Source organism: Aurantimonas sp. HBX-1 (assembly GCF_021391535.1).
In the GTDB taxonomy this organism is placed as follows: Bacteria; Pseudomonadota; Alphaproteobacteria; order Rhizobiales; family Rhizobiaceae; genus Aurantimonas.
In genome coordinates this window covers 3,415,309-3,439,718 of record NZ_CP090066.1, presented here as the reverse complement: position 1 = coordinate 3,439,718, position 24,410 = coordinate 3,415,309, and the positions used below count along the sequence as shown (strand labels likewise).

The following is a 24,410-nucleotide window of genomic DNA, read 5'->3' as shown; positions in this document are numbered from 1 at the left end:
CGGTGAGCGATGTCGCGCTGGCGCTCGGTGGCGGGGGTGCCCGCGGCATCGCCCATATCCACGTCCTCGAGGCGCTGGACGAACTCGGGGTGCGGCCGAGCCGCATCGTCGGCTCCTCCATCGGGGCGGTCATGGCGGCGGGCTATGCCGCCGGCATGTCCGGCGCCGAGATCCGCGGCTATGCGCTCGAGACCTTTGCGCGCAAGCGCGAGGTCCTCGCCCGGCTCTGGCGCACCCGGCCGCTGAGCCTGCAGGATTTCGTCGAGGAGGGCGGGTTCCGGCTCGGCCAGCTGAATGCCCGGCGGGTGCTGGCCGCCTTCCTGCCGACCGGCCTGCCGGCGGATTTCGAGGAGCTGCGGATCCCGCTCGGCGTGATGGCCACGGATTTCTACGAGCGGGCGGAATGCGAGCTCGATTCCGGCGACCTCATCAGCGCACTTGCGGCCTCCTGCGCGCTGCCGGCGATCTTCCGGCCGGTCCGGCGCAAGGGCCGCGTCCTGATCGACGGCGGCATCTTCAACCCGCTGCCGTTCGACCGGCTCTGCGACAAGGCCGACATCGTCATCGCGGTCGACGTCAATGGCGGCCCGGAGGGCGACGGCGCCAGCCTGCCGACGCCGATGGAGGCCATGTTCGGCGCGACGCAGCTGATGATGCAGTCGATCATCGACACCAAGCTCAAGCTGCGCGCGCCCGACCTGCTGCTGCGCCCGCCCGTAGACCATTACCGCGTTCTCGACTTCCTGCTGACCCGCCAGATCCTCGCCGAAACCGCGCCGTTCAAGGAAGAAGCCAAGCGCGCCATCGACCTGGCGCTGAGCGGCAAACGGATCGGGAATCCCGATACCGGCAGGCGCGCGGCGGGCGCGGGCCTCTGAGACGGATCGCCGGGTTCAGTCCGCCTGCCGGGCCACTTCTTCCAGGAAGCGCATCAGCCCGGTCTCGACGCGGGTGAGGCCCTCGCGCTGCCGGCCCTTCAAAAGGTCGCCCGGCAGCCGCTCCTCCTCGAACGCCTCGACGATCTCCGGATGCACGTAGGACGAGCGGGCAACGGCCGGGGTGTTGCGCAGCACGTCCGACACCGACCGCATCGCTTTCGCGACGGCGCGCTTGCGCTTGGCCTCGGTGTCGGCGTCTCCGGCATCCTCGATCAGGAAGCGCAGCGCCTCGGCGGAGCCGTGGAAGGTGCGGAAGTCCTTGGCGGAGATGCGGGCCTGGGACGCTTCGCGCAGATAGTCGTTGAGGAGGCTGGCAGTCAGTTCGCGCTGCTTCTTCTTGGCGTCCGGAAACCGGAACAGCCGCTGGCCCTTGCCCTCGCGCACGCGCTGCAGCGAACGCACGAGGCGCTTGTCGGCGATCTCGATGCGATGTTCCTTCTTCGACTTGCCGACGAATTTCAGGATCGCGACCTTCTTGACGATGCGCAGGTTCTGCTTGCGCAGCGAGGCGACGCCGCGGCCGCCATCCTCGGCGTATTTCTCGTGGCCCGGCCGCATGGCGGCAAAGTCGATGAGCCGGGTCGCGACCGCCGACGTGCTCAGGCGGTCGACCGTCCGGCGCCTCAGATCCTTGTCGATCCGGCGCCGCAGTTTCGGCAGTGCCCGGCCGAAGCGCAGCAGCCGTTCGGTCTTCACGGCATTGCGAACGTTCACCCAGTCGTCATGGTAGCGGTATTGCAGCCGGCCCTTCTCGTCCCGTCCGACTGCCTGGATATGGCCATTTTCCTCGACGCAGATCCGCACGTTGGTCCAGGCGGGCGGGATCACCAGCGCCTTGATGCGCGCCTTGAGGCGCTTGTCGGTGACCTTCTCGCCGTTGCAGAAGCAGATGCGGTGGCCCTTGCCGCTCCGGCGCCGTTCGATCTCGAACCGTTCCGGGTCCACCATCGTCAGGCCGAAGCGTTCGGCATGCTGGGCAAGTTTCAGGTTCATGAAAGGGCACGTACCAGGGACCGGGAATGGTCCTGCCGGGAACGCCGCCCCGTGCGGCCGGTTCCTGCGTCGGCGGCCCGAATCGTTGGCCGGGCACCGGCGCCGTCGCCGTCCTTAGCCCGAGCGCGCCTTGTAGGCGGCGAGCCGCTTGAGCGAGAACGGCCGGGCCGGGGGGGGGGGGGGGGGGGGGGGGGGCCCGCCCCCCCCCCCCCCCCCCCCCCCCCCCCCCCCCCCCGGCCCCCGTTTTCCTCGATCGGCCGCTCCGCCGCCTGCGCCGATTGCCGCGGCTTGACCAGCGGCTCCGGGGTGACCGGGCGGGTCGTCATCATGTCGTTGCCGGCATAGAGGCCTTCCACCTCCTGCAGCTTCAGCCGCTCGATGTCGCGGGCCCGCACGTCCTCGACGATGCGCTCGGCCAGCGCGTCGTCGATGCCGAGGCCGGTCAGCGTCTCGCCGCCGAACACCAGCGCCGATTCGACCGTCTCGCGGATCTCGAAATCCACCCCACGCGCCCGCAGCGTCAGCGCGTGGGCGCGGTCGTAGGAGCGCACATAGAGGCTGACATTGGGAAATTCCGAGCGGATGAGGTCGACGATACGGTCCGTCGTCTCGCGCTTGTTGGTGCACACCGCGACAAGCCGCGCCTTGCGGATGCCGGCCGCCTCCAGCACTTCCTTGCGCATGCCGGAGCCGAAATAGATGCGGAAGCCGAAAAGTGTGGCGTTGCGGATGCGCTCGGCAGAGGAATCGAGGATCGTCACGTCGATGCCGCTCGACAGCAGCACCTGGGCGACGATCTGGCCGAAGCGCGAGAAGCCGATCATCAGGACTTCCGACCCGGCGCCGTCGAAATCCTCATCGAGCGTCTCCGCCTCGCTCTCGCCCGTGACGCGCCGCCCGAGATAGGTGGCCAGCGGCGTCAGCGCCATCGACAGCGTGACGATGGCGATCAGCAGCGACGCGGTCTCGGTCGAGAAGATGCCGATCGCGGCGGCCGCGCTGAACAGCACGAAGCCGAATTCGCCGGCCTGGGCAAGCAGTGCCGAGACCGGCGCCGCCGTCGCGTGGGGCTCGCCGAAGGCCCGCGCCAGCCAGTAGAGCAGGACGGCTTTGATTGTCATCAGCAGCGGCGTCGCGACCAGGATCACCAGCCAGTTCTCGGCAATGCCCGCGAGATCGAGCGACAGGCCGACGCCGATGAAGAACAGGCCGAGCAGCAGGCCGCGGAACGGCTCGATATTGGCCTCGAGTTCGTGCCGGTAGGTGGATTCGGCGAGCAGCACGCCGGCGATGAAGGCGCCCATCGCCATCGAGAAGCCGGCCGCCGCCATCAGCAGCGCCGATCCGAGCACCACCAGCAGCGCCGCCCCGAGCATGACCTCGCGGGCACCCGAGCTGGCGACGATCCGGAACAGCGGGTTGAGGCAGTAGCGCCCGACGAGGACGAGGGCGACGACGGCGCCGATCGAGATCGCCACCTGGGCCGGATCGAACCCCGTCTCCTGCGCGAACGGCGCCAGGAAGGGCAGCAGGGCCAGCAGCGGTACCACCGCCAGGTCCTGGAAGAGCAGCACCGAGAAGCTGGTCTCGCCGTGGCGGGTGTTGGTCTCGCCGGCCTCCTCGAGGAGCTGCAGTCCGAAGGCGGTGGACGAGAGCGCCAAGCCGAAGCCGATGACGACGGCGGCGTGCCAGTCGCCGCCGAGGAAATAGGCCGCGATCCCCAGCACCAGCCCGGTCACCAGCACCTGCGCGAGGCCCACCCCGAAGATCTGCCGCCGCAGCGCCCAGAGGCGGCCCGCCTTCAGCTCCAGGCCGATGATGAACAGCAGGAAGACCACGCCCAGTTCGCCGACATGCAGGATCTCCTCCCCGTCCAGCACGAGCCGCAGCACCGGGCCGATGACGATCCCGGCGGCGAGATAGCCGAGGACGGTTCCGAGACCGATCCACTTGAACAGCGTCGCGGCGGCGATGCCGCCGCCGAGCAGGATCAGGATCTCGAGAAAGAGGGGGGTGGATGCTTCCAAGCTGGGGCTCGTGTGGGCGCGGCGTTGCTCGACCGAGGAGGGCTGCCGCCGCGACCCGGCATCTTGATGGGTGTCGCGTCGCACAATAGATGGTCTCCAGAAGAAAATCAGCAGGCACAATCATGGACAATGACACGGCGCGGCTCCTGACGGTCGCCGAGCGGCTCATCGAGACCGCACGAAAGGCCGGCGCCGACGCCAGCGACGTGGCGGTGATGCGCTCCTTCGGCCGCTCCGCCTCGGTGCGCCTGGGCAAGGTCGAGGACACCGAGAACGCCGAAAGCGAGGGCATCGCCCTCAGGGTGTTCGTCGGCCGGCGCGTCGCGACGGTGTCGTCCGACATCGCCGCCGACATCGAGCGCCTCGCCGAGCGGGCCGTGGCGATGGCCCGCGTCTCGCCGGAGGATGCCTTTGCCGGCCTCGCCGATCCGGCGCGGCTTGCCGCCGACGACCTCGACCTCGACCTCTACGACCCGACCGAGGTGCCGGCCGCCGACATGGTCGATCAGGCGATGGCCATGGAGGACGCCGCGCGCGCCGTCGCGGGCGTGACGAATTCCGGCGGCGCCTCGGTGTCGGCCGGCTCCTCCGGCCTGGTGCTCGCCACCTCGACCGGCTTTGCCGGCCAGCGGATGCGTTCGGGATTTTCCCGGTCCGTCAGCGTCATCGCCGGCGAGGGCGTCGGCATGCAGCGGGACTACGATTTCGACTCGCGCATGCACGCCGCCGATCTCGACGCGCCCGCGGCGATCGGCCGGCGCGCCGGCGAACGCGCCGTCCGGCGCCTGTCGCCCGGCAAGGTGCCGACCGGGCGCTATCCGGTGATCTTCGATCCGCGCATCGCCCGCGGCCTGATCGGCAGCCTCGTCTCGGCGATCAACGGGGCGGCGATCGCCCGCAGCACCAGCTTCCTCAAGGACCGGATGGGCGCACCGGTGCTGCCGGCCTCCTTCTCGGTCACCGACGAGCCGCTGCTGCGCCGCCGGCCGGGCTCGCGGCCCTTCGACGGCGAGGGCGTGCGCGGCGAGACGATCAGCCTCGTCCGCGACGGCATTCTCGAGAACTGGATCCTCGATTCGGCAACCGCCCGCGAATTGGGGCTCGAAACCAACGGCAGGGCCTCGCGCTCGGCCGGCGGCGTCTCGCCGTCGTCGAGCAACGTGATCGTCTCGGCCGGCGCCATGTCGCCCGCCGAACTCGTTCGCGACACGTTCTCGGGGCTCTATATCGACGAGCTGATCGGCCACGGCGCCGATCTGGTCACCGGCGACTACAGCCGCGGGGCCTCCGGATTCCTGATCGAGAACGGCGAGATCACCACGCCGGTGTCGGAACTGACGATCGCCGGCAACCTGAGGGACATGCTGCTGTCGCTGACCGCGGCGAACGATCTCGACGAGCGATTCTCCATCGTCGCGCCCACCTTGCGGATCGACGCCATGACCGTGGCGGGCCGGTGACGTGACCGATTTCCAGACGGACCTGGCGCTGATCAGCGACGCCGCAAAGGCCGCGGGCGAACTCGCCATGCGCCATTTCCGGCAGGATCCGAAAGTCTGGTGGAAGGAAGGCAATTCCCCGGTCAGCGAGGCGGACTACGCGGTCGACGACCTGCTGAAGAAGATCCTGCTCGAGGCGCGGCCCGGCTATGGCTGGCTGTCGGAAGAGATGCAGCATGCCGATCTGCGCGATGTCGGTTCTGACCGCTTCTTCGTCGTGGACCCGATCGACGGCACCCGCGCCTTCCTGCGCGGCGAGGATACATGGTGCGTCTCTGTGGCGGTCGTCGAGAACGGCCGTCCCGTCGCCGGGGTCATCGCGGCGACGGCGCTGGGCGAGCATTTCGAGGTGTCGGCGGACACGCCGACGCGGCTGAACGGCGTCGTTTGCGCGGTCTCGTCCCCCGGCCCGGCCGATGCGCTGCGCCTGGCCGTTCCCGACAGCATGCGCAAGCGCCTGCAGGAGGCCGGCGGCGACACCGTGCTCCTGGAAAAGGCGGTCCCGTCGCTGGCCTACCGGCTGGCGCTCGTCGCCGCCGGGCGGATCGACGGGACTTTGGTCCGTCCGCGCGCCAATGACTGGGATATCGCGGCGGCCGACCTGCTGATCGAGCGAGCCGGCGGGCTCTTGTCCGATCGTCATGGTGATGCCAGCCTTTACAGGAGCCATGGCAAGAGGCATGGCCTGTTGGTCGCGTCGTCGCTGGGTGCCCAGGATCGGGTCCGCCGTCTCGCCGCCGTGATACCCGATCGAACCGAAGAGATCTGAGCGAGGACCGTCGCCATGCAAGACCAAGCGCCGAAGCAGCTTCTCCATCTCGTCTTCGGCGGCGAGCTGAAGGACCTCAGGGAGGTCGAGTTCAAGGATTTGGACAGCCTTGATATCGTCGGAATTTTCCCGGACTACGCATCGGCTCTCTCGGCATGGCGCAGCAAGGCGCAGCAGTCTGTGGACAACGCCTCTATGCGGTACTTCATCGTTCACATGCACCGGTTGCTGAGCCCCGGCCAGGCGTGATCGATCCCCTTCGAGCGCCTGCCGCCATGACGGACGAGATCATGGCCGACGACAGGACCGGACTGCAGACAGCCCCGCCCGAACGCCCGCGGGCCGCAAAGCGGTGGCGAAAGTCGCTGCGGCGCGGCCTCCGTCGGGCGATCCGCGGCCGCCTCGCCACGTCGGTCCTCGCCGCGATCATCTATGCCGGCCTGCGCCTCGTCCATGCCACCCAGCGCAAGGCGCCAGGCTCGAGCGACTGGCGGGCGGACCTCACCAGGGCCCACCCGGCGATCGTCGCGCTCTGGCATGGTCAGCATCTGCTGGCGCCGTTCTTTCGCCCCGCCGAACTGCCTTATGTCGCTCTCCTGTCGCGCAACAGCGACGCCGAACTGAATGCCAATGTCGTGGAGCGTTTCGGGATCGACACCGTGCGGGGATCGGGCGGGCGCGCCGGCGCCGACGGTTCCCAGAAGGGCGGGGCGCGCGCCTTGATCGCGCTTCGCCGCCGCCTCGCCGACACGACGGGAGTCTGCATGATCGCCGACGTGCCGAAGGGAACGCCGCGCGAGGCGGGGCAGGGGATCGTCATGCTCGCCCGGATTTCCGGTCGGCCGGTCCTGCCCAGCGCGGCGGTGACGAGCCGCCGCTACGTCGTGAAGAGTTCCTGGGACCAGACGGCGCTGCCGTTGCCGTTCGGCCGGATCGCCGTGGTGGTCGGCGATCCGATCCATGTGCCGCACGATGCGGACGAGGCGGTGATGGAAGCGAAGCGACAGGAAATCACCCGGGCGATCGAAGCGGCCAACATGGCCGCCGAGCACCTGGCGCGGGGTGTCTCGTGAGCGATCCGCTCGCCCGCGCCGCGCTGGCCGCGTATCGCCTCGTCGGGGCGCTCGCCTACCCGCTGCTCGGCCCCTATGTCGGCTACAGGGTGTCGCGCGGCAAGGAGGATTCCGGCCGGCGGCGCGAGCGCTACGGCTATGCCAGCGTCGAGCGGCCCGAGAGCGGCCCACTCGTGTGGGTGCATGCCGCCAGCGTCGGCGAAAGCGTCGCCGTGGCGCCGCTGGTCCGGGCGATCGCCGCCGACGGGATCAACGTGGTGATCACCACCGGCACGATGACCTCGGCCCGGCTGGTCGACGAGCGCCTGTCCGACTGCGCCGTCCACCAGTATGTCCCGCTCGACCTGAAGCCGTCGGTCGCCCGCTTCCTCGACCATTGGCGTCCCGACGTCGCGATCGTCGCTGAGAGCGAGATCTGGCCGATGACGCTGCTCGAACTCGGCCGGCGCCGCATCCCGCAGGTGCTGGTCAACGGCCGCCTGTCGGACCGCTCGTTCAAGCGCTGGAAGGCGGCGCCCTGGCTGGCCGAGGCCCTCCTGGAGAAGCTCGCGCATGTCGTTGCGCAGTCGGAGGTCGACGGCGAGCGGTTCCGCCTGCTCGGCGCCCATGCGGTGACCGTCGCCGGCAACCTCAAGGCCGATTCCGGTCCGCCGCCCTGCACGCCGGAGGATCTCGCCGAGCTGCAGCAGGCCATCGGCAACCGGCCCCGCTGGGCGGCGCTTTCCACCCATGCCGGCGAGGAGGAACTCGTCGCCGCCGCGCACAAGCGGATCGCCGAGCGGCACCGGGGCCTGCTGACCATCCTCGTGCCGCGGCATGCCGAGCGGGGCGACGCCATCGAGAAGCTGCTCGCCGACGCCGGGCTGACCGTCGCCCGCCGCAGCCGCGGCGAGGTGCCGGACCACGCCACCGACGTCTTCCTCGGCGACACGACCGGCGAGATGGGGCTGTTCCTGCGGCTGACCGAGATCGCCTTCCTTGGCAAGTCGCTGGCCGGCGAGGGCGGGCAGAACCCGCTGGAGGCGGCGATGCTGGGGACGGCGGTGCTGTCCGGCCGCTACGTCCAGAACTTCCGCGACTCCTACCAGCGCCTGCTCAAGAACGGCGGCGCCCGCATCGTGCGGGACGGTGAGGCGCTCTCCGAGCATGTCGAGCTGCTTCTCGACGAGCCGAAGACGCTGCACCGGATGTCCGTCGCCGCCGGCGAGACCGTAGAGGAAATGCGCGGGGCGCTGTCGCGCACGATGCAGGCGCTGCAGCCCTTCCTGCACCCGTTGAAACTGTCGATCGGCCTCGAGCAGCGCGGACAGGCCGCCTGGCGCCGATGATGCATCGCGAGACGCCGCCCTTCTGGTGGCGCGAGCGATCGCTGGCGGCGCGGCTGCTCGCCCCGGCGGCGCTCGTCTACGGGCGGGTCGCCGGCCGCAACCTGGCGCGCGGGGTGCGCGCCGACGTCGGCGTGCCGGTGCTGTGCATCGGCAATTTCACCGTCGGCGGCGGCGGCAAGACGCCGACGGCGATGGCGCTGGGCGCGGCGGCCCGAGCGGCGGGGTTCACGCCCGGCTTCGTCTCGCGCGGCTATGGCCGCGCCGGCCGGGAAGCGATCATCGTGGACCCGGCGCACCATTCCGCCGCCGAAGTCGGCGACGAGCCGCTGCTGCTTGCCACCGTCGCGCCGACCGCCGTCGCCGCCGACCGCCAGCGCGCCGCCGCGATGCTCCGCGCCGAGCGGGGCGTCGATTTCATCATCATGGACGACGGCTTCCAGAGCGCGCATCTGATGATCGACTATGCACTGATCGCGGTGGACGCGCGGCGCGGCCTCGGCAACGGCGCGGTAATCCCGGCCGGGCCGCTGCGGGCGCCGCTCATCGACCAGATCCGCGCCGCCGACGCGCTGCTGGTAATCGGCCCGGGAACGGCGGCGGATCCGCTGATCCGGCGCACCGCGCGGGCCAACAAGCCGGTCTTCGAGGCCGCGATCACGGCGTCGGACGGCGAGCGCTTCCGCGGCATGCGGGTCCTTGCCTTTGCCGGCATCGCCGATCCCGGCAAGTTCTATGACAGCCTGGCGGGGTTGGGCGCGGAGATCGCCGAGACGCGGGACTTCCCCGACCACCACGTCTATTCGAAGACCGACATGGACGAGCTGTCGGCCGCCGCCTGGCGGTCCGGCCTGCAGCTCGTCACCACCCGCAAGGACGCGGTGCGGCTGACGACTGGGGGCGAGGCGGCACGGCTGTTCCGCAAGGAATGCGAGGTGCTGGACGTGATGCTGGGCCTGCAGCCGGCGAGCCTGGGTGCGCGCATTGTCCGCGACACGCAGCGCGCCTTCCGGCGCCGCAAATACGGCTGAGCCCTGGGCGACCGTGGTCAGCTGCCGGAATGCGTCTCGCGCTCGCGCCGGAACGCCGCCTCGGCGTCGACATAGGCTTCTTGGCGGGCGACGCTCCAGTAGCGCAAGAGGTCGAGCGGAATCGCCTCGCCCGTCACCGCACAGCGGACATAGGTCCCGGCGCGCAGCACCTGGAAGTCGGGCGTGGCGTATCGGAGCACCGCCTCGCCGCCGCTGTCCATGCGGTTCATCGAAATCTCCGCTTCCTGGCTGGTCCCGCGTCGCTGCGAGCCCGCCTGCGCCATTGCCCGTCTGTCCTAAGAGGGAGTGGCCGCAGCGTCAATCGCCCGGCAGAGTGTCCTGCGGCGGCCTCAGCGTCGGCCGAACATCTTCTCGATGTCGGCGAGCTTCAGCGCGATGAAGGTCGGGCGGCCGTGATTGCACTGGCCGGAGCCGGGCGTCGCCTCCATGTCGCGCAGCAGCGCGTTCATCTCCTCCGGCCGCAGCGTCCGCCCGGCCCGCACCGAGCCGTGGCAGGCGATGGTCGCGGCGACATGGTCGATGCGGCTCCGCAGCGTCCCGGCGGTGCCGAGATCGGCGAGTTCGTCGGCGATGTCGAGGACGAGGCGCCGGCAGTCGACTTGGCCGAGGATCGCCGGCGTCTCGCGGACGGCGACGGCGCCCGGTCCGAAGCGCTCGACCGACAGGCCGAGCTGGCCGAGCGCCTCGGCATGTTCCGCCAGCCGCTCGGCGTCGTCCTCCGGCAGGTCGACGATCTCCGGGATCAGCAGCATCTGCGAGGCCAGCCGGCTGCCGTGCAGCGCCGTCTTCAGCGCCTCGTAGACCAGCCGCTCGTGCGCCGCGTGCTGGTCGACGATGACCATGCCGTCCTCGGTCTCGGCGACGATGAAATTGCCGTGCAGCTGCGCCCGCGCTGCGCCGAGCGGATAACGCCGCTCCGCACCGGCGTCGGCTTCCGCCATGCCGGCCGAAGCCGCGGACGCCGCGCGGCCCGGCGCGACGCCGCCGGATGCCTCATCCTCTAAGGGGCGATAGGGCGAGGCGGCGGCGCTGTAGTTCGCCTGGCCGGGCGAGGCGAACCCGCCGGGGGCAAAGCCGTCGAAGCGGCGCGGCGCGGCTTGCGGGGCAATCTCGGGCCGGAAGCGGTCCATCAGGCCGCTGGCGCCCGTCGTCGTGGCGCGCAGGCCGGCCGCGGTGAAGGCCTGGCGGATCGCGCCGACGATCAGGCCGCGCACCAGGCCGGGATCGCGGAACCTGACGTCGGCCTTGGCCGGATGGACGTTGACGTCGACCAGCGCCGGGTCGAGCGACAGGAACAGGACGGCCACCGGATGCCGGTCCCTCGCCATCACGTCGGCATAGGCGCCGCGCAGCGCCGAGAGGATCAGCCGGTCGCGCACTGGCCGGCCGTTGACATAGACATATTGCGCCAGCGCGTTGCCGCGGTGGAAGGTCGGTAGGCCGGCGAAGCCATCGAGCTGCACGCCTTCGCGCTCCGCCGCGAGGGCGATGGCGTTGGCGCCGAAATCCTTGCCGGCCACGGCCTCGATGCGGCGAAGCACGTCGCCGGGATCGACGGCCTCGAACACCGTCTGGGTGCGGTCGGGCCCGGCGAGTTCGAACCGCACCGCCGGAAACGCGATGGCGAGGCGCCGCACGATCTCGGTGATCGCCGCGCCCTCGGCGCGGTCGCTCTTCAGGAACTTCAGCCGCGCCGGCACGGCGTGGAAGAGGTCGCGGACCTCGACCACCGTTCCGCGCGATAGTGCCGCCGGCCGCAGCCCGCTGCTGCGGCCCCCGTCGACGGCGATCTCGAAGGCTTCCGCTGCGCCGGCGGCGCGGGACCTCACCGTCAGCCGCGCGACCGAGCCGATCGAGGGCAGCGCCTCGCCGCGAAAGCCGAGTGTCGCGATGGCGTCGAGCCCGCCGGAAAGCTTAGAGGTGCAGTGGCGCCGCACCGCCAGCGGCAGTTCGTCGGCGGCGATGCCGCTGCCGTCGTCGGTGACGCGGAGCAGGCTCTTGCCGCCGGCGGCCGTGGCGATCTCGATGCGCCGGGCGCCGGCGTCGAGGGCGTTCTCGATCAGTTCCTTGGCGACGCTCGCCGGCCGCTCGACCACCTCGCCGGCGGCGATCTGGTCGATCAGGGCATCGGAGAGCTGGGCGATTGCCATGGGCTTCGGCTGCCGGTGATGGGGCGGGAGTCCGGAGGCGGAGTCGCCGGCTCGGAGACCCGTGTCTATCGCGGCCGGGCGACGCGGGCAAACCCTCGCGTCGCAGCCCTGTGGACGACGGGCCGCGTCAGGCGCGTTCCTCGAGCATGACGTAGACCGAGCGGCCCTCGACGGTGAGCCTCGCGCCGGCATCCACCACGCGCGGCGTCTCCTGCGGCGCGTCGGAGCGCACATGCAGGCAGAAGCGGTGGCCGGGGCGCGGCGGCGGCAGCGTCACGGTCGCCGCCGTCTGCGCCGCGTTCAGATAGATCACCGCCCGCTCGCTCTCGTCCTCCGCATCGCGCCGCGGCGCGTAGACCGACATGCCGAGGAAACGCCGGTCGCCATCGTCCCAGTCCGCCTCGCCCATCGCCGCGCCGTCCTCGCGCAGCCACGCGACGTCCGGCACGCCGCCGTCGTCCACCGGCGCGCCGGTGAGGAAGCGGTCGGCGCAGAGCGCCGGATGCTCGCGCCGCAGCCGGGCGAGCCGTGCGGTGAACTCGATCAGCGCGCCGTCGGCCTTCTCCCAGTCCAGCCAGGAGATCTCGTTGTCCTGGCAGTAGGCGTTGTTGTTGCCGCGCTGGGTGCGGCCGAACTCGTCGCCGGCGACGATCATCGGCGTGCCGCGCGCCACCAGCAGCGTCGCCAGCAGCGCCCTGATGTCCTTGCCGCGCGCCTCGATGATCCCCGGATCGTCGGTCTCGCCCTCGACGCCGTTGTTCCAGGAATGGTTGTCGTTGTGGCCGTCTCGGTTGTCCTCGCCGTTCGCCTCGTTGTGCTTGTCGGCATACATGACGATGTCGGCGAGGGTGAAACCGTCATGCGCGGCGATGTAGTTGACGCTGGCCGAAGGCTCGCGGCCGTCATGGTTGTAGATGTCGGCGGAGCCGGCGAGACGCGTCGCCAGCGCGCCGGTCATGAAGCCCGCGCCCTGCCAGAACTGCCGGACGTCGTCGCGGAAGCGGTCCTGCCACTCGAACCAGGGCTTGGGGAAATTGCCGACCTGGTAGCCGCCTGGCCCGACATCCCAGGGCTCGGCCACATGGATGCGGTCCTTCAGCAGCGCGTCGGCCGCGACCATGCGGAAGAACGGCGCTTCGGGGGAGAAGCCGCCATCGACGCGGCCGAGGACCGTGGCAAGGTCGTAGCGGAAGCCATCGATCCCGGTGGTCTCGACCCATGTCCGCAGCACGTCGACGAACAGCTGCGCCACCGGCGCCTTGTCGGTCGCCATGGTGTTGCCGGTGCCGGTGTCGTTGAGCATGAAGGAGGGCTCGCCCTCCGGGTGCCGGTAGTAGAGCAGATTGTCGAGGCCGCGATAGCAGATCGTCGGGCCGGTCTCGTCGCCCTCGCCGGAATGGTTGAACACGACGTCGAGCAGCACGCGGATGCCGCGCTCGTGCAGCGCCTCCACCGTGCGGCGGATCTCGGCCAGACCGCCCGGCGCCAGGCGCGGATCCGGCGCCATGTGGGTGATCGGGTTGTAGCCCCAGGCATTGGTGAGGTTGAGATTGAGCAGGTGGCCCTCGTCGATCCAGGCGGCGAGCGGCATCAGCTCGACCGTCTCGACGCCGATCTTCTGCAGGTGGTCGAGCAGCCGTGGCTCGGCGAGCGCCGCGACGGTGCCGCGGATCGCGGCGGGCACGTCGGGATGGCGCTGGGTGAAGGCGCGCACCTGCATCTCGTAGGTGAGGCCGGGCGTCGCGAACGGCAGCGGCGCGGCGTCGCGCGCCAGATCCGTGACCACCGCCCGCGGCACGAAGGCGGCGCTGTCGAGTTCACGCTCCGGCGGCGCGGTCAGCACCGGCTGGTAGACGAAGGGCCGGTCGAGCTGGATCGCGTAGGGGTCGACAAGCAGCTTGGAATAGTCGAAGCGGTGGCCTTGCTCCGGCTGGAACGGCCCGACCGCGCGCAGCCCGTAGCGGGCACCCGCGGCAAGGCCCGGCACGAAGCCGTAGCGCGTGCCGCCGTCGCGCCCGGGCAGGGCGAGCCGGTCCGTCTCCAGGCTTCCCGCCTCGTCGAACAGGCAGAGATGGATCGCCTCGGCGTTCTCCGAATAGACCGCGAAATGAACGCCGTCCGCGTCGATCGTGGCGCCGAGCGCGGCCGGTCTGCCGCGCTCGGCGGTGATGTCATGCGTCATGGATATGCCGTCGCCTTCAGGTGATGACGTCGGGGTGGGTCCGGCCGGTGCGCTTCCTGATCTCGCCGATCGCGTCGGCGGTCTCGACGAGCTCCTTCAGCGCGACTTCCGGCGCCGTCGCATGGCGCGCCGGATCCTTCTCGTAGCGTTCGATATAGACCCTGAGCGTCGCGCCCTGGGTGCCGGTGCCCGACAGGCGGAAGACGATGCGCGAGCCGCCGGAGAAGACGATGCGGATGCCCTGGCCGGTAGCGACGGAGCCGTCGATCGGGTCCTTGTAGGAGAAGTCGTCGGCCTCCGAGACGACGAGCGTGCCGAAGCGCTGGCCGGCCATCGAGGCCAGCCGGTCGTGCAGCGATTCCATCAGCCCCTCGGCGGCGGCGGAATCGATCTCCTCGTAGTCGTGCCGCTGGTAGAAGGTGCGGCCGAACTCGGCCCAGTGGCTCTCGACCACCTCCCGGACGCTCTCGCGCCGCGCCGCCAGGATGTTGAGCCAGAGCAGCACGGCCCACAGACCGTCCTTCTCGCGCACGTGGTCGGAACCGGTGCCGGCGCTTTCCTCGCCGCAGATCGTCACCTTGCCGGCGTCGAGCAGCGTGCCGAAGAACTTCCAGCCGGTCGGGGTCTCGTAGAGCCCGATGCCGCGCTTCTCGGCGACCCGGTCGGCCGCCTGGCTGGTCGGCATCGACCGCGCGATGCCGGCGATGCCGCGCGCATAGCCGGGCGCCAGCGGGGCGTTGGCGGCGAGGATCGCCAGCGAATCGGAGGGCGAGACGACGATGCCCTTGCCGACGATGAGGTTGCGGTCGCCGTCACCGTCGGACGCCGCGCCGAAATCCGGACCGTCCGGCGCCATCATTTCCTCGATCAGGTCCGCCGCATGCACGGCGTTCGGATCGGGGTGGCCGCCGCCGAAATCCGGCAGCGGCACGCCGTTGATCACCGTGCCGCGTGGCGCTCCGAGGCGGTTTTCCAGGATCTCCCGAGCATAGGGGCCGGTCACCGCATGCATGGCGTCGAAGCGCATCCCGAAGCCGGAGGCGACGAGGTCGCGGATCAGGGCGAAGTCGAACAGGCTCTCCATCAGCTCGGCATAGTCGGCCACCGGGTCCACCACCTCGACGACCATGTCGCCGAGCCGGCTCTCGCCGATGCGCGAGATGTCCGGCGCGGTCTCGGTCCAGACGCGGTAGCGGGTGAGGCTCGACGCCTTGGCGAAGATCGTCTCGGTGACGCGCTCCGGGGCCGGGCCGCCATTGCCGATATTGTACTTGATGCCGAAATCGCCGTTCGGCCCGCCCGGATTGTGGCTGGCCGACAGGATGATGCCACCCGCGGCGCCGCGCTTGCGGATCAGATGCGAGGCGGCCGGCGTCGACAGCAGCCCGCCGCGCCCGACGACGACCCGCCCGTAGCCGTTGGCGGCCGCCATGCGGATCGCCAGGAGGATCACCTCGCGGTTGTAGAAGCGTCCGTCGCCGCCGATCACCAGCGTGTCGCCGTCGCCGGTCGCGACCGCGTCGAAGATCGCCTGCAGGAAGTTCGCCGCGTAGTGCGGCTGCTGGAAATGCGGCACCTTCTTGCGCAGGCCCGACGTGCCCGGCTTCTGGTCGTCATAGGGCTTGGTGGCGATCGTCTCGATCATGGCGTCAATCTACTCTCTCGTGAGATCGCGGAAGAGATCTGCGTAGATCCGGGCGCTGGCGCGCCAGGACACGTCTGCGTTCATGGCCGAAACCTGCATGCTACGCCAGCCTTTCGGGTCGGCGTAAAGGTCGAGGACGCGATCCACGCCGTCGATCAGCGCCGGCCCCGTCGGCGGCCCGAAGATCACGCCGGTGGCGACCCCGGCGGTGACGGCGGCATGGTTCGCGTCGATCACCGTGTCGGCCAGGCCGCCGACCTTGGCGACGACCGGGATGCAGCCATAGCGCAGGCCGTAGAGCTGGGTCAGGCCGCAGGGCTCGAAGCGGGAAGGGATGAGGATGGCGTCGGCGCCCGCCTGCACCCGGTGCGACAGGGTCTCGTCATAGCCGATCCGTACGCCGATGCGATCGGGATGGCGGGCATGGGCGGCGAGGAACTGTCCCTCGATCATCGGCTCGCCGGAGCCGACCACCACGAGCCGGGCGCCGCGCGCGACGATGGCGTCGCAGGCCTCGGCGACGAGGTCGAGACCCTTCTGCCAGGTAAGCCGGCTTACGACAGCGAGGATCGGTCCGTCGCCGCGGGCCAGGCCGAATTCCTGCTCGATCGCCCGCTTGTTGCGGAGGCGGCCTTTCAGGCTTCTCGCTCCGTAGGGGCTGGCGATGACCGGATCGTTCCGCGGGTCCCAGACGCCGGTGTCGATGCCGTTGACGATGCCGACGAGGCGTTCGCCGCGGCCCCGCAGCAGGCCGTCGAGCCCCATGCCGCCGCCCGGCGTCAGGATCTCCTCGGCATAGGTGGGGCTCACCGTCGTCACCAGGTCGGCGGCGTGCAGGCCACCCTTCAGGTACCCGACATTGCCGTAATACTCGACGCCCTCGAGCGACCAGGCGGCGGCCGGCAGGCCGAGCGACCCGAAGATCGAGGCCGGATAGCTGCCCTGGAAGGCGAGGTTGTGGATCGTCACCACCGTCTTCGGCCGCGGCCGGCCCGAGACGGCCAGATAGACCGGGGTGAGCGCCGCCTGCCAGTCATGCGCCTGGACGATGTCGGGGCGATAGCCGGGGATGGCCCCCTGCGCGACAGCGGCACCCGCCTGCGAAAGAGCGGCGAAGCGCGCCCAGTTGTCCGGGTGGTCGAAGCCGCCGGCGGTCACGTAGGGCCCGCCGGAGCGGTCGTAGAGATGCGGCGCGTCGAGGACGAGAAGGTCGAGGTCGCCGAGCCTTGTCCCGATCACCGCGGCCGGCCCGCCGAACAGGTTGACGAATCGGCACAGCGTCTCGCCGGTGCCGATCCGGGCCATGACGTCGGGATAGCCGGGCATCAGCGTCCGCACGTCGATGCCGTGCTCCGCCAGGGCCAGCGGCAGTGCTCCCGCCACGTCGGCGAGGCCGCCCGTCTTGATCAGCGGAAACACCTCCGAGGCCACGGAGAGCAGGCTGAGGCTCATCAGTAGGACAGCCTGTCGATCATCGGCTTGGTGACCAGGCAGATGCCGCTCTCGGTGCGGCGGAAGCGCTTGGCATCGAGTTCCGGATCCTCGCCGATCACCAGCCCGTCCGGGATGTGCACGCCGCGGTCGATCACCGCCTTGGTGATGCGGGCGTGGCGGCCGATATGGCACTGCGGCAGCACGACGGCATGATCGAGCATCGAATAGGAGCGCTGCCGCACGCCGGTGAAAAGCAGCGAGCGCCGCAACGAGCCGCCGGAGATGATGCAGTCGCCGGAGACCAGCGAGGAGACGGCGGAGCCGCGGCGGCCCTCCTCGTCATGCACGAACTTCGCCGGCGGCACGGTCTCGGCATAGGTCCAGATCGGCCAGTCCCGGTCGTAGATGTCGAGCGGCGGGATGATGTCGGTGAGGTCGATATTGGCCTGCCAGTAGGCGTCGACCGTGCCGACGTCCCGCCAGTAGGCCTCGGTGTCCGGCTCGTTGGCCGAGCGCACCACCGAGCGGTTGAAGCGGTGGGCGTAGGCGACGCCGTGGCGCACGATGTGTGGGATGATGTCCTTGCCGAAGTCTCTGTTGGACGTCGTGTCGGCCGCGTCGCGCCGCAGCTGGTCCATCAGGAAATGCGTCTCGAAGACATAGATGCCCATCGAGGCCAGCGCCGTGTCCGGGCGGCCGGGGATCGCCGGCGGATCGGCGGGCTTCTCGATGAAGTCGGTGATGCGGTCCTTGTCGTCGACATGCATGACGCCGAAGCCGCTGGCCTCCATGCGCGGCACTTCCAGGCAGCCGACCGTCACGTCCGCCTTGGAGTCCACGTGCTGCTGCAGCATGAACTCGTAGTCCATCTTGTAGATGTGGTCGCCCGCCAGGATGACGATGTAGCGGGGCGCGTAGTCCTCGATGATGTCGATGTTCTGGTAGACCGCGTCGGCGGTGCCGGCATACCACTGGTCCTCCGACACGCGCTGGCTCGCCGGCAGGATGTCGAAGCTCTCGTTGCGGCCCGGCCGCAGGAAGTTCCAGCCGTTCTGCAGGTGCCGGATCAGGCTGTGCGCCTTGTACTGCGTGGCGACGCCGATGCGCCTGATGCCGGAATTGATCGCGTTGGACAGCGCGAAGTCGATGATCCGCGTCTTGCCGCCGAAGAACACCGCCGGCTTGGCGCGCGCGTCGGTCAGCTCGAGCAGCCGGCTGCCACGGCCGCCGGCCAGCACGTAGGCCATGGTGTCGCGCGCCAAAGGCGCGATGCGTCGGTTCTCAGCCATTCTTCTCCCTCCCAAGGCGGCGACGGGGCCCCCGGGCATCACGCTGTCGACCGACAACGCCATGCCCCGCTCGCGGACTGTCCTGTCCCCAGGCGCCAGTCAGTACGAGATAGCGCCCGGCATGCAAGCGGCTACGCCGGCAGCGACGCCTTCTTCGCGCAGAAAGGCGGGAGCCTCAGCCGGAGAGGCCGGGGCCCGCCTTCCAGATGTCGCGGGCGTATTCGCGGATGGAGCGATCGGAGGAGAACCAGCCCATGCGCGCGGTGTTGTGGACGGCCTTGGCCTGCCACTCGTCCTGCCGGGTGTAGAGATCATCGAGGGTGCGCTGGGTGTTCCAGTAGGCCTTGAAGTCGGCGCAGATCATCCACCAGTCGTTGTTGTAGAGGTTGGAGACCAGCGAGTGGAACCGCGACGGGCTCTCCGGGCAGAACAGGCCGGACGAGATGGCGTCCAGCGCCTCGCGCAGCATCGGCTCGTTGTCGATGATCGAGCGGCCGCTGTGGGCCTCGCGGCGGCGCTGCGCCACCTCGCTGGCGGTCAGGCCGAAGATGAAGATGTTGTCCTCGCCGACATGCTCCAGCATCTCGACATTGGCGCCGTCCAGCGTTCCGATGGTCAGCGCGCCATTGAGGGCGAACTTCATGTTGCCGGTACCGGACGCCTCGAGCCCGGCCGTCGAGATCTGCTCCGACAGGTCCGCCGCCGGCATGATGATCTCGGCGAGGCTCACATTGTAGTTCGGGATGAACACTACCTTCAAAAGGTCGCGCACCGCCGGGTCGGAATTGATCACCCGCCCGACATCGTTGGCGAGATGGATGATCTCCTTGGCCTGCACGTAGCTCGGCGCCGCCTTGCCGGCGAAGATCTTCACCCGCGGGGTCCAGTCGCGCTCCGGGTGCGAGCGAATCTGGTCGTAGAGCGCGATCGCCTCGATGATGTTGAGGAACTGGCGCTTGTACTCGTGGATGCGCTTGACCTGGATGTCGAAGATCGCCGACGGATCGACGCTGGTCGCCATCCGCTCGCCGATGAGGTTGGCAAGCCGCTCCTTGTTCTGCCGCTTGATCGCCGCGAAGCGCTCGCGGAAGGCGGCGTCGTCGGCCAGATGATCGATCTCGACGATCTTCTCGATGTCGTCCAGGAAGCCGGGGCCGATCGCCTCGGTGATCAGCCCGGTAAGCCCGGGATTGGCCTCCATCAGCCAGCGCCGCGGCGTCACGCCGTTGGTCTTGTTCTGGATGCGGTCCGGATAGAGCGCGTGCAGGTCGCGGAACACCGTCTGCTTCATCAGATCGGTGTGCAGCGCCGAGACGCCGTTGACCGCGTGACTGCCGACGAAGGCGAGCTGGCCCATGCGCACGCGCCGGCCGTTGCCCTCGTCGATCAGCGAGATCGCCGCCACCTGGCCGTCGTCGTAGCCGCGGTCCTGGGCCGCCTCACGGATGATCCCGGCGTTGATCGCGTAGATGATCTGCATCTGCCGGGGCAGCAGCCGCTCGAACAGGTGGATCGGCCAGTGCTCCAGGGCTTCGGGCAGGAGGGTGTGGTTGGTGTAGGAGAAGGTGGCGCGGGTGATCCGCCACGCCTCGTCCCACTCGAAGCCGTGCACGTCGACGAGCAGGCGCATCAGCTCGGCCACCGACACCGCGGGATGGGTATCGTTGAGCTGGATCGCCACCTTGTCGGACAGGTTCGACAGGTCGTCGTTCTCGTCGAGATGGCGGCGGATGATGTCCTGCAGCGAGGCGGAGGAGAAGAAATATTCCTGCCGCAGCCGCAGTTCCTGACCGGCCTGGTGGGAATCGGCGGGGTAGAGCACCCGCGTGATCGCCTCGGCCTTGTTGGATTCCACCAGCGCGCCGATGTGGTCGCCGGAGTTGAAGGCGTCGAGCAGGATCGGGTCGAGCGCTTGGGCGCTCCACAGCCGCAGCGTGTTCACCTGGCGGCCGCGCCAGCCGACCATCGGCGTGTCGTAGGCGACGGCGAGCACGCGCTCGGCGGGGCGCCAGACCTGCCGCGACGGCCGGCCCGGCTCCTGGATGGTAGAGACCTTGCCGCCGAAGCCGATCTCGTAGCTGGCGTTGCGCCGCTCGAATTCCCAGGGATTGCCATGGACCAGCCAGGTCTCCGGCAACTCGACCTGGGCGCCGTCGACGATCTCCTGGCGGAAGAAGCCGTGCACATAGCGGATGCCGTAGCCGTAGCCGGGCACGCCGGTCGAGGCCATCGACTCCATGAAACAGGCGGCGAGCCGGCCGAGGCCGCCATTGCCAAGGGCAGCGTCCGGCTCCAGCAGCTCGATCATGTCGAGTTCCACCCCGTAGCGCGACAGCGCCTCGCGGACCGGCTCGGTGAGGCCGAGATTGTTGATCGCGTCGCGCAGCATGCGGCCGATCAGGAACTCCATCGACAGGTAGCAGACCCGCTTGCCGCCCGATTCGGCGAAGCGGTCGGCGGATTCGAACCAGTGGTCCATGATCCGGTCGCGCACCGCCAGCGTCGTCGCGCGCAGCCAGTCGTACTTGCGGGCCGAGACGGGATTCTTGCCGATCGAGTAGGTGAGCTTCTCGACGATCTGCTTGGCCAGCGTATCCGGGTCGTTCAGCCGCGGCTCGGGCTTCAGGGCGCCGCCGCCGTTAAAGGGCGCTTCGTGGGTCGGGACCGGTGCGGACATCAGATACCTCTTATTTTCCGGATGGCGGCGACGAGGCCGGCGGTCGAGCCGTCGCGATCGTCGGCTGCCGCTTCGCCGGTGACGACCGGCACCAGCTTGTTGGCGAGTTCCTTGCCGAGTTCGACGCCCCATTGGTCGAAGGCATTGATCCCGTAAAGCTGGGCCTCGACGAAGACGCGGTGCTCGTAGAGTGCGATGAGCCGGCCGAGCATCGCCGGGTCAAGCAGCGGATAGAGCAGGGTGACCGACGGCCGGTTGCCGGGGAAGACCCGGTGCGGGGCCAGCCGCTCGGCCTCGGCCGGCGACTTGCCTGCCGCCAGAAGCTGCCGGCGGGCTTCCTCGAGATCACGTCCGCGCATCAGCGCCTCGCTCTGGGCGAGGCAGTTGGCAAGCAGTAGGTCCTGGTGGACGCGCATCGAAGCAGGCTCGTGCGCCAGGGCGCCGACGAGAAATTCCACGGGTACGACGTCCGTGCCCTGGTGCAGCAGCTGGAAGAAGGCGTGCTGGCCGTTGGTGCCGGGCTCGCCCCAGGCGACCGGGCCGGAGACCGGCACTGCCTCGCCGTCGAGCCCGACGCGCTTGCCGTTCGATTCCATGTCGAGCTGCTGCAGATAGGCCGGAAAGCGCGCCAGCCGCTGGTCGTAGGGGATGATCGCGCGGGTCGGATAGTGGCAGAGCGCCCGGTGCCAGTAGCCGACGAGACCGAGCAGCACGGGCAGGTTCGCCTCCAGCGGCGCGGTTAGGAAATGCTGGTCGATGTCGCGGCCGCCGGCGAGGAATTCGCGGAACCGGACGCTGCCGATCGCCAGCATCAGCGGCAGGCCGATCGCCGACCACAGCGAATAGCGCCCGCCGACCCAGTCCCAGAAGCCGAACACCCGGTCTTCGGCGATGCCAAACTCGGCCACCTTGTCGAGCGCCGTCGACACCGCAGCGAAATGCGCCCGCACCGCTTCCTCGCCGAGCGCCCCGGCAATCCAGGCGCGGGCGCTCGCCGCGTTGGTCATCGTCTCGATGGTGGTGAAAGTCTTCGACGCGACGATCACCAGCGTCGTCTCGGGATCGAGCTTCGCCAGCGTGTCGGCGATGTGGGCGCCGTCGACATTCGAGACGAAATGCGTGCGCGGCCCGTCGTGATAGGGCGCCAGCGCCAGCGTCGCCATGGCCGGGCCGAGATCCGATCCGCCGATGCCGATATTGACGATGTCGGTGATGTTCTTGTCGGTCGCGCCGCGCAGTTCGCCGGTGCGCACCCGCTCGGCGAAGGCGGTCATCGCCTTCAGCACGTCCTCGACGGCGCCGCTCACCGGGTTGCCGTCGACGCGGTAGCCGTCCTTGGGCTCGCCGCGCAGGGCGACGTGCATCACCGCCCGGCCCTCCGTCGCGTTGATCGCGGCCCCGGCGAACATCGCGTCGCGCCTTGCTTCCAGCGAACAGGATCGCGCCAGGTCGAGCAGCGCCCGCAGCGCCGGCGCGTCGATCGACGTCTTGGAAAAATCCAGCAGCAGATCGCCGTGCCGCGCCGAGAAACGCGCGAAGCGGTCGGGGTCGGCGGCGAAGAGGGCGCGCGGACCCTTCTGCGCCGCTGCCGCTGCCATGGTCGCGAGGTCCGCCTCGGGGCGAGTTTCGTCAGGCCTCATCCACAGGCTCCTGTTGCCGCAGTCCGATGCGCGGCAGAATTCTAGAGCCGGCTAGCTGACCCTTTAGGCCGGTTCGGCCAGCGTGGCAAACGGACTTGCAGGGAAATAGTGATGGCAATTCGTGCAGATTGGAAGACTGCCTGAATCTTGGTCCGAACGGGCCGGGAGGGCAACGCGCGCCACTCCCGGTTCGCGGCCACGGTTCAGTCGATGGTGACGGTCTTGACGTTCATGAAGGCGTGCATGCCTTCACCGGACAGTTCGCGTCCGTAGCCGGAGCGCTTCACGCCGCCGAACGGCAGGCGGGGGTCGGAGGCGGTCATCCGGTTGAAGTTGGTCGCCCCCTGGTCGAGCTCGCGCACGAACTGCTGCTGTTCGGCCGCCTCGTTGGTCCACACCGAGCCGCCGAGGCCGAAATCGGAATCGTTGGCAAGCGCGATCGCCTCGTCGGCATTGCGGACCTTGAAGAAGATCGCGCAGGGGCCGAACAGTTCCTCGCGATAGGCCGGCGCGGCCTCGGGGACATCGGCGATGATCGACGGCTGGAAGAAATAGCCCGGACCCTCGGGCGCCTTGCCGCCGGTGACGAGCTTCGCCCCCGCCTTGACGGAGCGATCGATCTGCTGGCCCAGGTCGTCGACGCTGGAGGCCAGCGCCAGCGGGCCCATGCCGGTCTCGGCATCCATCGGGTCGCCGAGCCTGATCGCCTCGACCTTCTCCCGGTAGCGGCCGAGATAGTCGTCGTAGACGTCCGCATGGACGATGAACCGCTTGGCGGCGATGCAGCTCTGACCGTTGTTCTGCATCCGCGCGGTGACGCCCACCTCGGCGGCCTTCTCGAGGTCGGCCGAGGGCATCACGATGAACGGGTCGGAGCCGCCGAGCTCCAGCACCGTCGGCTTGAGTTCCGATCCCGCGACGGCGGCGACGGCGGAGCCGGCGCCCTCGCTGCCGGTAAGCGTCGCGGCGCGGATGCGCGGATCGCGCAGAATCCCCTCGACCCGCTTCGAGGAGACCAGCAGCGTCTGGAATAGGCCCTCCGGCGCCTCGGCCTCGCGGAGGATTTCCTCGATCTTCAGCGCGCACAGGCTGACATTCGAGGCGTGCTTCAGGACGCTGACATTACCGGCCATGATTGCCGGCGCCGCAAAGCGCAGCACCTGCCAGAACGGGAAGTTCCAGGGCATCACCGCCAGGATCGGACCCATCGGCAGATAGGCGACGTAATTCTGCTTCGCCGGCCCGTCGCGGTGATCGTCGGCCAGCAGCCGCTCGCCGTGGTCGGCGTAATAGCGGCAGCCGACGGCGCATTTCTCGACTTCGGCAACGGCTTCCTTCAGCCGCTTGCCCATTTCCAGCGTCGCCAGGCGCCCCAGCTCGTCCTTCCTGGCCTCGAGCAGGTCGGCGGTGCGGCGCAGCAGCTCGGCGCGGCGGCTGAACGGCGAGCGGCGCCAGTCGGCGAATGCCGAATCGGCGGTCGCCAGCGCGCGTTCGACCTCGCTGTCGCTGTGCTCGGCGAATTCCTCGATCGTCTCGCCGGTGGCCGGGTTGATGCTGGTCGGCATGGGGATGCTCCTGGTTCAGCGAATCGCGGCATGCACGATACCGCAGGTCGGCGCCACAGATAGGCGGCCGGTCGGATTTCGGAAGGGTGGGTCGGTCCGGCGGCGCGGCGGCGAGGACGCACTGCCTGTTTGGCGCTGCGTCCCGGGATGCC

General features: G+C 69.6%; 18 protein-coding genes. 7 read left to right on the top strand and 11 right to left on the bottom strand.

The window, feature by feature from the left end; genetic code table 11:
• The first annotated feature begins 2 nt into the window (after positions 1-2).
• Complete coding sequence (locus LXB15_RS16290) at positions 3-878, top strand: patatin-like phospholipase family protein (RefSeq protein WP_233949441.1); 876 nt, start codon at positions 3-5, stop codon at positions 876-878.
• A 15-nt stretch (positions 879-893) separates the two neighbouring features.
• Here the strand turns inward: LXB15_RS16290 and LXB15_RS16285 are convergent, their stop codons facing one another.
• Both LXB15_RS16285 and LXB15_RS16280 read right to left on the bottom strand, forming a co-directional pair.
• On the bottom strand, positions 894-1,931 hold the full coding sequence (locus tag LXB15_RS16285) for a DNA topoisomerase IB (protein WP_233949440.1): 1,038 nt from the start codon (positions 1,929-1,931) through the stop codon (positions 894-896).
• The gene (locus LXB15_RS16280; RefSeq protein WP_233949439.1) at positions 1,928-3,958 is read right to left on the bottom strand and encodes a monovalent cation:proton antiporter-2 (CPA2) family protein; all 2,031 of its coding nucleotides are present in this window, start codon (positions 3,956-3,958) and stop codon (positions 1,928-1,930) included. Before LXB15_RS16280 ends, LXB15_RS16285 begins: the two co-directional genes overlap by 4 nt.
• Positions 3,959-4,080: 122 nt before the next feature.
• Here LXB15_RS16280 and LXB15_RS16275 point away from each other — a divergent pair, with 122 nt between their 5' ends.
• The 6 genes from LXB15_RS16275 to lpxK are packed head-to-tail and all read left to right on the top strand — an operon-like array spanning position 4,081 to position 9,655.
• A complete protein-coding gene (locus tag LXB15_RS16275) occupies positions 4,081-5,418 on the top strand; it encodes a TldD/PmbA family protein (RefSeq protein ID WP_233949438.1) in 1,338 nt (445 codons plus the stop codon).
• Position 5,419: 1 nt separating this feature from the next.
• A complete protein-coding gene (locus LXB15_RS16270; RefSeq protein ID WP_233949437.1) occupies positions 5,420-6,226 on the top strand; it encodes a 3'(2'),5'-bisphosphate nucleotidase CysQ in 807 nt (268 codons plus the stop codon).
• 15 nt (positions 6,227-6,241) lie between these two features.
• Positions 6,242-6,475, top strand: a complete 234-nt coding sequence (locus tag LXB15_RS16265; protein ID WP_233949436.1) for a DUF4170 domain-containing protein — start codon at positions 6,242-6,244, stop codon at positions 6,473-6,475.
• A gap of 26 nt (positions 6,476-6,501) precedes the next feature.
• Positions 6,502-7,299 carry a lysophospholipid acyltransferase family protein gene (locus LXB15_RS16260; protein WP_233949435.1) on the top strand — a complete coding sequence of 266 codons (798 nt, stop codon included), beginning with the start codon at positions 6,502-6,504 and terminating at the stop codon, positions 7,297-7,299.
• Positions 7,296-8,627, top strand: a complete 1,332-nt coding sequence (gene waaA / locus LXB15_RS16255) for a lipid IV(A) 3-deoxy-D-manno-octulosonic acid transferase (RefSeq protein WP_233949434.1) — start codon at positions 7,296-7,298, stop codon at positions 8,625-8,627. Before LXB15_RS16260 ends, waaA begins: the two co-directional genes overlap by 4 nt.
• Entirely contained in the window at positions 8,624-9,655 is a 1,032-nt protein-coding gene (gene lpxK / locus LXB15_RS16250; protein ID WP_233949433.1) for a tetraacyldisaccharide 4'-kinase, read from the top strand. The genes waaA and lpxK overlap by 4 nt, the downstream gene beginning before the upstream one ends.
• Positions 9,656-9,672: 17 nt before the next feature.
• Here the strand turns inward: lpxK and LXB15_RS16245 are convergent, their stop codons facing one another.
• The 9 genes from LXB15_RS16245 to LXB15_RS16205 form a co-directional block, all read right to left on the bottom strand.
• Entirely contained in the window at positions 9,673-9,885 is a 213-nt protein-coding gene (locus LXB15_RS16245; protein ID WP_233949432.1) for a DUF2093 domain-containing protein, read from the bottom strand.
• Positions 9,886-10,005: 120 nt separating this feature from the next.
• Positions 10,006-11,826: a DNA mismatch repair endonuclease MutL gene (mutL, locus tag LXB15_RS16240; protein WP_233949431.1), complete on the bottom strand. Its 1,821-nt coding sequence runs from the start codon at positions 11,824-11,826 to the stop codon at positions 10,006-10,008.
• 127 nt (positions 11,827-11,953) lie between these two features.
• Positions 11,954-14,008, bottom strand: a complete 2,055-nt coding sequence (gene glgX / locus LXB15_RS16235) for a glycogen debranching protein GlgX (protein ID WP_233949430.1) — start codon at positions 14,006-14,008, stop codon at positions 11,954-11,956.
• A 16-nt stretch (positions 14,009-14,024) separates the two neighbouring features.
• The gene (locus LXB15_RS16230; protein ID WP_233949429.1) at positions 14,025-15,653 is read right to left on the bottom strand and encodes an alpha-D-glucose phosphate-specific phosphoglucomutase; all 1,629 of its coding nucleotides are present in this window, start codon (positions 15,651-15,653) and stop codon (positions 14,025-14,027) included.
• A 9-nt stretch (positions 15,654-15,662) separates the two neighbouring features.
• Positions 15,663-17,105, bottom strand: a complete 1,443-nt coding sequence (glgA, locus tag LXB15_RS16225; RefSeq protein WP_233949428.1) for a glycogen synthase GlgA — start codon at positions 17,103-17,105, stop codon at positions 15,663-15,665.
• Complete coding sequence (gene glgC / locus LXB15_RS16220) at positions 17,105-18,376, bottom strand: glucose-1-phosphate adenylyltransferase (RefSeq protein ID WP_233949427.1); 1,272 nt, start codon at positions 18,374-18,376, stop codon at positions 17,105-17,107. Before glgC ends, glgA begins: the two co-directional genes overlap by 1 nt.
• Before the next feature lie 175 nt (positions 18,377-18,551).
• Positions 18,552-21,053, bottom strand: coding sequence for a glycogen/starch/alpha-glucan phosphorylase (locus LXB15_RS16215; protein ID WP_233949426.1), 2,502 nt, complete (start codon positions 21,051-21,053; stop codon positions 18,552-18,554).
• Positions 21,053-22,693 (bottom strand): glucose-6-phosphate isomerase, encoded by a 1,641-nt coding sequence (gene pgi, locus LXB15_RS16210; RefSeq protein ID WP_233949425.1) that lies wholly within the window; start codon positions 22,691-22,693, stop codon positions 21,053-21,055. The genes LXB15_RS16215 and pgi overlap by 1 nt, the downstream gene beginning before the upstream one ends.
• A gap of 203 nt (positions 22,694-22,896) precedes the next feature.
• Positions 22,897-24,258: an NAD-dependent succinate-semialdehyde dehydrogenase gene (locus LXB15_RS16205; protein WP_233949424.1), complete on the bottom strand. Its 1,362-nt coding sequence runs from the start codon at positions 24,256-24,258 to the stop codon at positions 22,897-22,899.
• Between the last annotated feature and the right edge of the window lie 152 nt (positions 24,259-24,410).

Excerpts from the sequence above, each read along its gene's own strand:
- LXB15_RS16285 (WP_233949440.1), bottom strand. The coding sequence starts at position 1,931 with ATGAACCTGAAACTTGCCCAGCATGCCGAACGCTTCGGCCTGACGATG.
- LXB15_RS16275 (WP_233949438.1), top strand. The coding sequence starts at position 4,081 with ATGGACAATGACACGGCGCGGCTCCTGACGGTCGCCGAGCGGCTCATC.
- LXB15_RS16265 (WP_233949436.1), top strand. The coding sequence starts at position 6,242 with ATGCAAGACCAAGCGCCGAAGCAGCTTCTCCATCTCGTCTTCGGCGGC.
- LXB15_RS16260 (WP_233949435.1), top strand. The coding sequence starts at position 6,502 with ATGACGGACGAGATCATGGCCGACGACAGGACCGGACTGCAGACAGCC.
- lpxK (WP_233949433.1), top strand. The coding sequence starts at position 8,624 with ATGATGCATCGCGAGACGCCGCCCTTCTGGTGGCGCGAGCGATCGCTG.
- LXB15_RS16245 (WP_233949432.1), bottom strand. The coding sequence starts at position 9,885 with ATGAACCGCATGGACAGCGGCGGCGAGGCGGTGCTCCGATACGCCACG.
- mutL (WP_233949431.1), bottom strand. The coding sequence starts at position 11,826 with ATGGCAATCGCCCAGCTCTCCGATGCCCTGATCGACCAGATCGCCGCC.
- glgX (WP_233949430.1), bottom strand. The coding sequence starts at position 14,008 with ATGACGCATGACATCACCGCCGAGCGCGGCAGACCGGCCGCGCTCGGC.
- LXB15_RS16230 (WP_233949429.1), bottom strand. The coding sequence starts at position 15,653 with ATGATCGAGACGATCGCCACCAAGCCCTATGACGACCAGAAGCCGGGC.
- glgA (WP_233949428.1), bottom strand. The coding sequence starts at position 17,105 with ATGAGCCTCAGCCTGCTCTCCGTGGCCTCGGAGGTGTTTCCGCTGATC.
- glgC (WP_233949427.1), bottom strand. The coding sequence starts at position 18,376 with ATGGCTGAGAACCGACGCATCGCGCCTTTGGCGCGCGACACCATGGCC.
- LXB15_RS16215 (WP_233949426.1), bottom strand. The coding sequence starts at position 21,053 with ATGTCCGCACCGGTCCCGACCCACGAAGCGCCCTTTAACGGCGGCGGC.
- pgi (WP_233949425.1), bottom strand. The coding sequence starts at position 22,693 with ATGAGGCCTGACGAAACTCGCCCCGAGGCGGACCTCGCGACCATGGCA.
- LXB15_RS16205 (WP_233949424.1), bottom strand. The coding sequence starts at position 24,258 with ATGCCGACCAGCATCAACCCGGCCACCGGCGAGACGATCGAGGAATTC.